General features: G+C 33.2%; 10 protein-coding genes. 6 read left to right on the top strand and 4 right to left on the bottom strand.

The features are described 5' to 3' along the window. Positions 1–189 precede the first annotated feature (189 nt). Together QZ136_RS06620 and QZ136_RS06625 are read right to left on the bottom strand one after the other, a co-directional pair. Complete coding sequence (locus QZ136_RS06620; RefSeq protein ID WP_291401684.1) at positions 190–2,490, bottom strand: polysaccharide biosynthesis tyrosine autokinase; 2,301 nt, start codon at positions 2,488–2,490, stop codon at positions 190–192. 24 nt (positions 2,491–2,514) lie between these two features. Next, positions 2,515–3,282: a polysaccharide biosynthesis/export family protein gene (locus QZ136_RS06625; RefSeq protein ID WP_291401686.1), complete on the bottom strand. Its 768-nt coding sequence runs from the start codon at positions 3,280–3,282 to the stop codon at positions 2,515–2,517. Positions 3,283–3,858: 576 nt separating this feature from the next. On the opposite strand from QZ136_RS06625, the gene QZ136_RS13440 reads away from it, so the two are divergent. The 3 genes from QZ136_RS13440 (at position 3,859) to QZ136_RS06635 (ending at position 6,794) form a co-directional block, all read left to right on the top strand. Then, positions 3,859–4,080, top strand: a complete 222-nt coding sequence (locus tag QZ136_RS13440; RefSeq protein ID WP_363244993.1) for a helix-turn-helix transcriptional regulator — start codon at positions 3,859–3,861, stop codon at positions 4,078–4,080. 298 nt (positions 4,081–4,378) lie between these two features. Further along, the gene (locus QZ136_RS06630) at positions 4,379–5,584 is read left to right on the top strand and encodes a PAS domain-containing sensor histidine kinase (RefSeq protein WP_291401688.1); all 1,206 of its coding nucleotides are present in this window, start codon (positions 4,379–4,381) and stop codon (positions 5,582–5,584) included. 70 nt (positions 5,585–5,654) lie between these two features. Then, positions 5,655–6,794 carry a serine hydrolase domain-containing protein gene (locus QZ136_RS06635; protein ID WP_291401690.1) on the top strand — a complete coding sequence of 380 codons (1,140 nt, stop codon included), beginning with the start codon at positions 5,655–5,657 and terminating at the stop codon, positions 6,792–6,794. A gap of 49 nt (positions 6,795–6,843) precedes the next feature. Here the strand turns inward: QZ136_RS06635 and rlmF are convergent, their stop codons facing one another. Then, entirely contained in the window at positions 6,844–7,758 is a 915-nt protein-coding gene (rlmF, locus tag QZ136_RS06640) for a 23S rRNA (adenine(1618)-N(6))-methyltransferase RlmF (RefSeq protein WP_291401692.1), read from the bottom strand. Between the two features lie 231 nt (positions 7,759–7,989). Here rlmF and QZ136_RS06645 point away from each other — a divergent pair, with 231 nt between their 5' ends. The 3 genes from QZ136_RS06645 to QZ136_RS06655 all read left to right on the top strand — a co-directional run bounded on the left by QZ136_RS06645 (position 7,990) and on the right by QZ136_RS06655 (position 11,351). Next, positions 7,990–8,664, top strand: a complete 675-nt coding sequence (locus tag QZ136_RS06645; RefSeq protein ID WP_291401694.1) for a BON domain-containing protein — start codon at positions 7,990–7,992, stop codon at positions 8,662–8,664. Between the two features lie 76 nt (positions 8,665–8,740). Further along, positions 8,741–10,717, top strand: coding sequence for an ATP-dependent zinc metalloprotease FtsH (gene ftsH, locus QZ136_RS06650; RefSeq protein WP_291401696.1), 1,977 nt, complete (start codon positions 8,741–8,743; stop codon positions 10,715–10,717). Positions 10,718–10,907: 190 nt separating this feature from the next. Next, entirely contained in the window at positions 10,908–11,351 is a 444-nt protein-coding gene (locus QZ136_RS06655) for an Hsp20/alpha crystallin family protein (RefSeq protein ID WP_291401698.1), read from the top strand. A 174-nt stretch (positions 11,352–11,525) separates the two neighbouring features. Here QZ136_RS06655 and QZ136_RS06660 read toward each other — a convergent pair whose 3' ends face one another. Further along, a complete protein-coding gene (locus QZ136_RS06660; RefSeq protein ID WP_291401700.1) occupies positions 11,526–12,353 on the bottom strand; it encodes a universal stress protein in 828 nt (275 codons plus the stop codon). Between the last annotated feature and the right edge of the window lie 23 nt (positions 12,354–12,376).

Here is a 12,376-nt window from a genome sequence, read left to right on the forward strand (position 1 = left end):
CAATCAAACACAGCTTCGCTAACTCACTTACATGATTAATTTTGAAATTAGAATGATTTTAAACTTGTTATTGCTGTAGAATGAAGCAATAATTTAATGGGTAATAAAATTGTTTTTCAACAAATAAAAGGCAAATTAAAACAGCATTTAATAATAACTGTATAGGATGAATATCAGAGAAATATGATATTAAGCATATTTCTTACTGATATTTCCATAGCCATAAGATCTCATATTTTCTTTTTTAGCATCATTGAAAACAATCATGAGATTTTTAAGTTTTTTATTCTCGCAAATATCATCTAGGACAGCAATTTGCATTCTATCTGTAAAATTATATCTCAATAAATAAATGCTTGCATCGGCATATGGTGCGATATTAAATACATCTGCTACCAAACCAACTGGAGATGTGTCTAGAATAACATAATCAAATTTTTTCCTTAGCTCTTCAAAGAGGCCTTCCATTCTATCGGATGAAAAAAGTTCTGTCGGATCATCAGGAAGTGAACCACAACCAATAACAGATAAGTTAGGTGTAGTTGCTGAGGGACTTATAATTTCATCCAATTCTAGCTCCTTATTTTCAAGGTAATCAGCCAATCCTTTTTCATAATTGATATTAATACCTTTCATCAGATCTGGCTTACGTAGATCAAACTCCACAATAACCACTTTTTTCCCAGCCAATGCTAGTGTAATTCCTAAATTGATAGAAAAAAATGTCTTACCCTCACCCATCATTCCAGACGTGACAAGTAAAATCTGACTCTTAGAGTCGCTAATAATATTGCCTAAATTGGATTGAATATATCTAAATAACTCTGAAATAGTGGTCCTACTACCTCTTTTTACAACTACCGTATTGTTCTCGTCATTATGACTTAATTCACCCAATATTCGAGTATCACCAAGAAGCTGAACATCGCTTACCTCTTTAATTTTTGTATTTAATTTTTCTCTACTACTAAAAAAGAAAAGTGGAAGTAAAAATCCTGTTACTAATGAACCTAAATAGATTAAGGCTTCTTTTGGCTTTGCTGGCGCAGTATGATAGGCCGGCCTATCTACAACTAATGACGTAGGAATGGTTGCAGATAGCGATAGAGCAGTTTCTTCCCTTTTTTGAAGTAGGTATTGATAAATAGCTGCCTTTACTTCTTGATCTCTACTTAATTGTAATAAACCACGTTCAACAGCAGGCACATTTCTAATTTTTGATTCAAACTGGTTTGATTTATTTATTAAGTTATTCCTTTCAAGAATAAGACCTGCCTGAACATTTTTCAATGTTTCTTGCAAATACCCTTTTAATCCCGACAACTGCTCATTAATATTGATAATCAGCGGATTATCTGGTCTATTATTACGTAATAAGCGCTGTCTTTCAATTTGTAAATCATTGTATTTGTTAATCAAATTGTTTAAAGTAAGATCTTTAATTCCGAGTGTACTTGGAACAATCTCATACATGCTATCTCTTGAACCTAGATAATTTGCTAAAGATTTTATTAAATCTAATTGTACACCTGCGGAAGATAAATTGAAATCATAATCGCCTGATGTTCTTAAGTTTATCTCCGAATCGGCACTCATATTAGTTACACGATTTACTTGCTTATAGTTTTCAACTCCGCGCTCTAAAACAGAAAGATCACTATTTAAATCAACTAAACGCTGATCTATAAATCGTATCGTATTTCTTGCTACCTTATTTTTAGTGCCTACATTTTCATCATTATAAGTCTCAATGAGCCTATTTAATATATCAACTCCACGCTGCGGAATCGGGTCTAGTAAGGTTAAAGAAACAGTATTGGCATCTTTCACTATAGGTACAATTTTTAAAGCTGATAAACTATAATATTCAGCCATAGTATAAAGATCATTAAACTTGATTTTTAAAGCCGGAGTAGCTGTTGAAAATGCCGGTCCCTTAACAACTCGAATGTTATAACCTGGTCTTTGAATCAACTGTCCGTAATTGTATAAAACATTCTTTCCATCCGTATTTAGCGAAAACACCTGATCATCTTTAATTGAAAGTTCAATTTTTTGGGAATATGCTCGGTTATTAAGGTATTCAATTATCACCTGAACTGGCAAATTTTCACCATACAATTCTTTATCATTAAATAGCCCGGGAATAAAATAACTTGTTTCCAGCTTAAGATCTTTCAGTGTTTTGAAAATCAAATCTCTAGATCTCAATACCTCCATTTCATTATCTACTGTACGAGCGCCACGAAACATATCGAGATCGCTAAAGGCTGTCCCCTTCAACATTCCATCACCTTTAAAATCATTTTGAATTAATAAAGTGCTACTTACTTTATAAAATTTTGTTGCATTCATTAAATAAAGACTTGCAATAGCCAAAGAGATTAATATGCTTATTATAAAAACATACCAATATTTAACAAGTTTAGACAAGATATCATTGAGATCACCTGCTGCCGATGAAGGCTGATTTTTAGGTTTTAAAGCCATGACTTATAATTTTTTATGTTTGTGTTATTTAGATAAAAAAGCGGTAGATAATACTGCTACAGCCGAAATTGTGGCTACAAGAAGGGGCATTAGTCGATTATTGGGACTAAATTCTATAGATTTTGCTTTGTCTGGTTCAACATAGATAACGTCATTCTGCTTCAGGTAGAAGTAGGGCGAATTTAGAATAGCTCTATTATTAATATTTACACGTACAATTGACCGCTTGCCATCCATTTCTCGGATAACAAGTATATTTTCACGCTTTCCATAAGGAGTTAAATCGCCTGCCATACCCAATGCCTCCAACAAATTAATTTGCTCATTTGGAATATTAAATGTTGCGGGACTATTTACCTCTCCGATAACTGTTATCCTAAAGTTGAGATATTGCATGTTTACAATCGGGTTTTTTACATATTGGCTAAGCTGGCTCACCATAGTTTTCTGTGCTTGCTCAAGCGTTAAACCTTTCAAATTAACCTTACCTAATACAGGAAAATTAATCGCTCCTTCTTTATCCACACGGTATCCCTCCTTTTCAAAATAACCGTTTTTATTAATGTTGTTAGAGTTAACAGAAAACATAATATTTGATTCTGTACTTAGTGTATTAATAGTTATACTAAGTAAATCATTCGACTGGATTTTAGGTTCAGTTTCGGCAGTAATTACTTGACTATCATTGCTTTTATCATTCATATCACTGAAATAAACCAGATTTCGGCGAGGTGCACAGGAAGCACTTAATATTATTAAGACTAGAGCACAGTAAGCATACATTTGTTTCATAATTTTATTTTTTAATTAAATTCAATTAAACAATTATTCATTATTTAGAATTTTAAAATTAGAGACTTCCAATTGGAAAAAAACGTGGTTTACAGTGATTGTAAATCGAATCGTAAAAGATTTACAAGATATTATACAAGAATGTAAAATAGGATATACAGTTGCTTTACAACATTTTTTTTAGAAAGAGCATTCCATAACTAGAGCAACAAAATAAATCGAGAAATTTCATAGAACAAAAAGCTCGATTTTAATTTTATTTATCTAAATAGAATTATATAAATAAATGTTCGAGACAATTTGTATTAGTATTGAGAACTAAAAATCAATTAAACAATTGAAATTATTTTGATAAACACTGTACATTGAAGAATAAAATATCGCTTAATTAGGATCCTAACAAATATTTCAAATTAATACTCTACTAAAATGTCGAAGTTTTCTTGATATAGATGATCACAATAAAATTAACTACCAATTATATCATTATATTCTAAATAAAATTAGACATGTGAACACTTCATGGTTACAAACATTCGATATAATTTATTTTATTTTACAATGACCTGGAAAATAATGAAGAGCTCAAAGGAAATATTAGGATCGTTGATAAAATCCAGAAGATTAGAGAGGAATTTTACTCAAAAACAATTAGCTGACCTACTTGAAGTAGATCGTCAATACGTTTGGCGATTAGAAAATGGAAAAGTCAACTTCACAATGGATTATTTAGATAAAGTAATCTATAAGCTCAACTGTGAGCAAAAAGACTTTATAGTGGTTACAATAGAAGATTGAAAATATTTAAAAATCGAATTAAATATTTAAAAATCTTTATTTTTAAATATGGTTCTTTTAAATATTAAAATCATTTTTTAAATATCTGAACAAATAATCAACAATTATTTTCTATATCCCAAAGGTAGAATCGTTGATTTATCATTTTTTTTAGAATTTATTATTTGCTTTTAAAGACCTATTTCTTAGAATATGTCTAGAAGATGAAGTTCTAGACTTTTAAAATTTTTAGATTATTTAAACAAAAAACGAGTTTTAAACTTTATTGTATAATAATTGCCTATAAAATTGAAAACTTATGCAAAACATAGTTAAACAATATCAAGCAAATAATATCCTACATGATATTTGGAACAAGGGCGAAACAATAGCTTTAATAACTAATAATAATTGTGTTATAGAACTGTTGAATCCTTTTGCAAAAAAGAATTTAGGATATTCATCTGAAGATACTATAGGAAAAATGCACTTAGATGATTTTTTTGACAAAGAAGAATTATCCATAATTGCCAAAAGTCAGATCAAAGATTTTGATACGGAATATAAAAAAACAAATTGCTTATGTGCTTTGATTTGTGAACTTGGTCATGGTCACGAAGTAGAATTAACCATGATAAGGAAAGATGGCAGTAAGTTTCCGGTCATTATGAACATTATAAAAACATCGAATAAAAATTCTTGCTATGCTTTAACCGCAAACTTCAATGTGGCTAAAAAGATTTCTGAGTTAACTAAAATCGATAACGATCTCTTAAATCTCCTTAAAAAAGAAAAACAGCTAAATGAGGCAAGAAAACAAAATTTAAATTTCGCATCACATGAGCTTAGAACACCACTTAGTATTATTCTTTCCTCAGCATTTATCATTTCAAAATTCGAAAAAACTGAAGATCAGGAAAAAAGAGAAGAGCAAGTAAAACATATCGTATCGGCAGTAAACTTTTTAAGAGATATCATAAACGATTTCCTAACTTTAAATAAGATTGAAGAAGGGCAATTAGAAATCAAAAGACACAATTTTAACTCAAAAGAACAGATCACCAAAACCATATCTGAATTAAATGTTATTCTAAAAAAGGGACAGAAAATTACATTTAAACATGTAGGCCCAACAAATCTATTTACCGACTCTGATGCCTTTAAACACCTTTTAATCAATATTTTATCTAATGCTATAAAATTCTCACCAGAGAATGCCAAAATTATTGTTTCCAGTAAATTTTTGGAAGGTGAATACAAACTATCTATAAAAGATCATGGATTCGGAATTTCTGAAGAGGATCAGAAAAAATTGTTTACTCCATTTTTTAGAGGCTCTAATGTAAAGCAGGTTCAAGGTACAGGACTTGGATTACACATTGTGCAATATTATCTTGATAAAATGAACGGCAAAATAAGAATTAAGAGTAAAATCGATAGTGGCACAACCGTTGAAATTAGCTTTAAGGATGTAAAAGAAGCAAGCGCAATAAAATCTGATTTTAAAAAAACAAATATTCCATAATTTGAAATGCCTCTGATTAATTAATTTAAAAAATAATCGTAGTTTTATTCAAACAAAAAGCTTCACCAGAATGAAATTAATCAAGCCATTTATTGCATTAACACTAATTCTTTGCCTTTCTATATCAGCATCCGCTCAAAATGAAAAAGCAGCATCCGACATTCAAGAAATTATGAAAAAATTTGAAGTCGTAGGTTTATCTGTTGCCGTAGTAAAAAAAGGTGAAATTATTTATAATGAATCCTTCGGCTTAAAAGATAATACCAGCAATGAACCTTTAAAAAACGACCATATTTTCCGTATTGCGTCCATCTCCAAATCCTTCTCTGCTACCTCTATCATGCAATTAGTAGAAGCAGGAAAATTAAATTTAGACGACGATATTAGTGATTTAATAGGCTTTACCGTACGTAATCCCAATTTCCCAGACAAAAAAATCACTCTTAAGATGTTAATGTCGCATACCTCAAGTATCAATGACAGCCAAGGATATTTCACACTCGATGCCATAAATCCTTCGAAAAATCCAGATTGGGAAAAATGCTTTAGCAAATATGCGCCAGGAACCAATTATCAATACTGCAACCTTAATTATAATATGATTGGTACAGTCATTGAAAAATATTCAGGCGTACGATTCGATAATTATGTAAAAAATAACATCCTTAAGCCGCTAGGTTTGTATGGTGGTTATAATATCGATTCTTTAGATGCAAGCAAATTTGCTACCCTACATGAGTATAATACTAAAACTAAGACTCTAAGTCCCTCGCCATTAGCTTATTCCACTCGCCGCGATATATTATCAAATTATAAAATGGGCTATAGTACTCCTTTATTCTCGCCCACTGGAGGAATGAAAATATCATCCGGAGATCTTGCCAAATACATGGCTATGCACATGAATTTCGGTAATTATAAAGGTGTAAAAATCATCTCAAAAAAGAGTTCACGTTTGATGCAAACCAAAATTTCTGAAGAAGAAGGCTATGGCTTAGCTATCGCCAATCGGGATGATGTAATACCTGGTGAAATGATGACCGGACATACTGGCTCAGCCTACGGACTATACAGCGCGATGTTCTTTAATCCTAAAGAAAAGTTTGGATTTGTAGTCATAACCAACGGTTGTAACCCTAATTATACCAATGGTTTGAATGATTTGCTTAGAGCTGGATTAAATAGCTTGTATAATAATTTTATTAAATAATTTATTTATCAAGATTAGTTTTTTCTTTTTAATTAAATTATTTAATCTATTAGAATTTCCAAGCTAAAATCCGACTCTTTTTATTTCCTTGATTCATCTCAATAGTACGAACTTCTTTAGCTTGTATTTTATCAAGTTCAAAATAACAGCTAGCTAGACTTTCTTTTTTTGAAACTAAAGAGCTGAACCATTCAACCGACTGCGCAAATTGACCACTTTCGATTATCATATTTTGAAGGAACTTCTCTTCCCCTCCTTCACACCATAACTCTGCATTTTTTCCTCCAAAGTTTAAATCAGTAGCCATTTTAGGCCCCTTAGCTAAGTTTTTCCATTTACGCTCAGTAGCTTCCGACGCTTCTCTTAAAGATGCATGAAAGGGAGGATTACAAATCGAAAGCTTAAATTTTTCACCTGGATTAATTAAATCCATAAATATCTTAGAACTTGACCTTTGCTTTCTAATGCTTATCGATTTTGAAAGTCCATTGGCCTCCACAATATTATTTGCAGAGCGCATTGCCAATAAATCTATCTCAGAACCAACGAAGGTCCAGCCATATTCACGATGGCCAATTAATGGATAAACACAATTGGCTCCAACACCTATATCAAGTACCTTCACATTTTTTCCTTTTAGGATCGACTCTTCCCCTTCAGAAATTAGATCTGCTACATAATGTATATAATCAGCTCTACCAGGTATAGGCGGACATAAAAAGCCTTCTGGAATATCCCATAATTGAATGCCATAAAAATGAATTAAAAGGGCCTTATTAAGGGTTTTAACGGCAAGCGGATCTGTAAAATCTAAGGTTTCTTTATCAAATTGATTTTTTATCACAAAATTGGCTAAATCTGGACAAGACTTGATCAAATTTTCAAATTCATAGCTTGCTCTATGCTTATTGCGTGGATGCAATTCTACTTTCTCATCAGAGACAGATTTAGATTTTAAAGGCATACACGAAATTATCTAAAATAATGAATTAAACATCTTTTCTTAAAATTTTATACCTCAAGAAAAAAGCAAAACCGCTAAAAATACATTCCTAAAGCTGAATATTTAATACCCTCAAATAATTTTGATTAATATCAAAGTCCTAATTGATTAGCCTCATAAGCATTTTTCTTATTTAAGCCTACTTTGAAAATAATTACGAAAAGCAAATTATTAACATTAAAAATCAAAAAAATGAGAACTGACAATCAAATTCAAAAAGATGTGATGGAAGAGCTAAGCTGGGAGCCTTTTCTAAATGAATCAGAAATTGGAGTAGCGGTAAAAAATGGGATTGTAACCCTCTCCGGCATTGTTGACACCTTTTCAAAAAAATTAAGTGCTGAGAAAGCCGCCAAGCGGGTGGCAGGTGTAAGAGCTGTAGCCGAAGATATCCAAGTTGGCGTTTCTCCGAACTATCGAAAAACAGATACTGAGATTGCTGAAACAGTGTTAAATGCGCTTAAATGGAATACCACTATTCCCGACAATAGAATTTCGGTTAAAGTTGAAAATGGAAATGTGAAACTAGAAGGTGACGTTGAATGGGAATATCAACGTGTAAATGCTCGCAGAGCCATTGAAAATATTACTGGAGTTAGCTCTGTGATAAATTTAATTTCTGTAAAGCCAACACTTAAAGCACAAGATATCCATCAAAAAATCAATAGTGCTTTTCATAGAAATGCTACCATAGATGCTGATCGAATTACTGTTGAAGTAGATGGCAATAAAGTTATTCTTAGTGGTAAAGTTCGTTCTTTTGCCGAAAAAGATGATGCTGAAAGAGCTGCATGGTCTGCTCCAGGTATTCTTAGCGTAGAAAGTAATCTGAATGTAGAAGTGCCCGAAATGGCATTCAATGATTAATCTCCTCAACATTTAAAAAGCTGGATTTTAAGAATTCAGCTTTTTAAATGTCATAAATTAAGCATGTAAAAATAGCATGAAGCCACACCGACAGGAAATCTCTCAAAAAAAACAAATCCCCAAAAATCAGAGTCCCCAAAAACAGTTTTTCTGGGCTGTGGTGTATATCGCCATCCTTTTCATGTTGTTTTTCCCCTATTTGCCAGGGTTCAACAATGCTGAATCTAAAATTTCTTGGCAACAATTTGAAAGTGAAATAATAAGTCGTAAAGCTGTTGAAAGAATAAATATTGTCAACAAAGAGGAGGCTGAAATTTTCATTAAGCCTGATTTTGCTAGCGACCCCTATTTTAAAAAGGTATTTGATACAAAAATCAAGGGGCAATTAAATCCCGGCCCTCATTATAAAATTACAATTGGATCTTTAGAAAGCTTTGAACGGAAAATGGATGAGGCTCAAAAAAACATCCCAATAACACAAAAAATTCCTATAACTTATTCAAATACAAGTAATTGGTTCTGGAATATCTTCGGCTGGTTATTTCCATTATTATTGATTTTTTACCTCTGGCGTATCATGTTCCGCAAATATGCAGGAATGGGAGGTCAATCCAATGGAAATTCTATTTTCAATTTTGGGAAATCCAATGCCTTGATGGTAGCTCATGAAGAAAGCCGCATAACCTTTGAAGATGTGGCAGGATTGGAAGAAGCTGAACTGGAAGTCCGTGAAATAGTTGAATTTTTAAAAAATCCGAAGCAATTTACCCGCTTAGGCGCTAAAATACCGAAAGGAATCTTGTTGGTTGGTCCGCCCGGAACTGGCAAAACGCTTCTCGCTAAAGCCGTTGCCGGTGAAGCAAAAGTCCCATTTTTTATCATCTCAGGATCTGAATTTGTTGAGATGTTTGTTGGCGTTGGTGCTGCCCGTGTGCGCGACTTATTTAAACAAGCGAAAGAGAAAGTCCCATGCATCGTTTTCATCGACGAGCTAGACGCGATAGGCCGCACAAGAGGCAAAGGGGCATTTTTTAGCGGAGCAAATGATGAAAGAGAAGGTACGCTCAATCAACTACTCACAGAAATGGATGGCTTTAGCTCAAACAGTGGTGTGATTGTGCTTGCGGCAACCAATAGAGCAGATGTGCTCGACCCAGCACTACTCAGACCTGGAAGATTTGATCGCCATATTTATTTAGAACTACCCAACTTGCGAGAACGTGAGGCTATATTTAACGTGCACCTACGCCCATTAGTTTTAGATAATAACATTGATATTCCATTTTTAGCTGCACAAACTCCTGGTTTTTCTGGTGCTGATATCGCCAATATTTGTAATGAAGCAGCCCTAATTGCTGCAAGAAGAAAAGCCGATGCTGTTGGAAAAATGGATTTTTTAGATGCGATTGATCGGATTGTGGCAGGACTTGAAAAGAAAAGCAAAATTATTTCTCCCGAAGAAAAGAAAATCATCGCTTATCATGAAGCTGGGCATGCTTTGGTAAGCACCTTGCTGAAACATGTAGATCCAATCGTAAAAGTGTCTATCATCCCTCGAGGTAAAACCTTGGGAGCCTCCTGGTATTTACCGGAAGAAAAGCAACTTCGGAATAAAACTACATTCATTGAGCATTTATGCAGCGGACTAGCAGGCAGAGCAGCAGAAGATATTATGTTTGGGGATGTTTCGACAGGGGCCTTAGATGATCTGGAAAAAGTTACCAAGGAAGCCTATACCATGGTAGTTTATTATGGCTTCAATAAAAAAATTGGAAACGTTAGCTTTTATGATTCAAGCGGACAAAGAGACATGAGTATTCAAAAGCCATACAGTGAAGAAACTGGTAGAATGATTGATGAAGAGGTTAGAATCCTAGTCAATTCCTGTTATGAACGGAGCAAAAACCTTTTAGAGAGAAATAAAGAATCACTCAGCAAGATTGCAGACTTATTGTTTAAAAAAGAGGTCATTTATAAGGACGATATCGACCGGATTCTTGGTAAAAAGCATGAAAAAAATAATATCCATAGAGTGGGCGAAAAAACATATTAAATCGCAAAAAATAACTGAAAAAAATCTGCCTGTACAGATTAATATCTTTTAAAAAACTAGCCATATGGCTCAAAAAAGAGCTTATTGATGAAACTCAGTCCGCCAATTGATTCCCGTCAAATCCTCTAAAATCGATTCAAAATATCTTTGTTTAACAATTAATAGATAAGCAATTTAAAAAAGGAAAATTATGAAAACTGACACATTAGCTAGAGTAAGCGGAGGAATTCCATCTGTATTTGATGATTTATTAAAACCATGGAACGATTGGTTTGAAGGACGTGAATTATGGAGCCGTGCAACGAGTTTACCACCAGTAAATATTATGGAACAAGAGAATCAATACTTGGTCACTTTAGCTGCTCCTGGCATGAAAAGAGAGGACTTTAAGATTGACCTTAGTGGCAACATGCTGAATATTAGCAATGAAACTGAAGAGGAAAAAGAAGAAACAGAGAAAACTTTTACGCGTAAAGAATATAATTACCGAGGCTTTAGCCGAAGTTTCTCCTTACCTGAAGGTATCGATACCGAAAAGATAGAAGCCAAATACGAAGATGGCATACTCAAAATCACACTTCCACGGACTGAAGAGTCGAAAATGAAAGTGGGAAAGAGTATTCCTATTCAATAATTGGTCTAACCACGCGCTCCAAATTTGGAGCGCGCTGGTTATTAAAATCAAAATTAAATTACAGAAACATCCCTCCCATTTTTCTTCATAATCCATCAATTATCCTTATACAGCATTCCAAAACATCGAATAATTTGATTTTATCGATTTTTTTTCGTATATTAAAGTGTCACCTCATTCATGAATCGATAAAACAGGTACCTGTGCTTGTAAAACTATATTTTTCGATTTACTAGATTTCAATATTTTATTAAAGAAGCTGTGTTTTTTAGGAGTTACAATAAGCATCTCCAATTTATTTTTCTCAGCAAAATCATTAATACTTTTTTCAACTTTATCTGAAACCATAAAATGATATTTAGGATTCAATGCCCCTAATTGATCATGTAGCCAACGCGTTGCATTCGCTGTTTCCAAATCACTAGTCTTACGACTCTCAGTTTGCACATGTAAAATATGAAGCTCCGAATTAAACTCCTTAACCAATTTAATAATCTCATCAACAGGTACAGTGCTGGCAACATCTCTAAAATCACATGCTAACCCAATCTTATGTAGCCTTCCAAAATGCACCTTCGAAGGAACGATAATTAATGGCCAGGAAAGCGATTTTATTGCTTCAATGGTATTGCCACCGAATAAAAAGCGATCAATCGTATTACTACTATCCGCACCCATCACAACGGCATAAGTATCCATAACTTCGCAGATGTTTTTAATACCTGAAACTACGTCGCCCGTTAAAACCTTTGTTTTAATAGTAATTTTCTTAGGTGCATCTTTTAAAATTTTTGCTTTTAACTCTTTAAGCTGCTTCTCTGCCTTAGATATCGACTCCTCAATATAAAGTGCTGGTGGAGGTACATCCGTATAGGTCATCGTTACGGGACAAACATGTAGCAGGGTTAAATTAATACCCAAAATATTTGCCATCTGAGCAGCGTAGTTTACTGCGTTTAGCGAGACTTCTGAAAAATCAGTTGGTGCAAGAATGGTTTTCATATATTGATCTATTTATATGTTTA

It is taken from the genome of Daejeonella sp. (assembly GCF_017495225.1).
GTDB lineage: Bacteria > Bacteroidota > Bacteroidia > Sphingobacteriales > Sphingobacteriaceae > Daejeonella.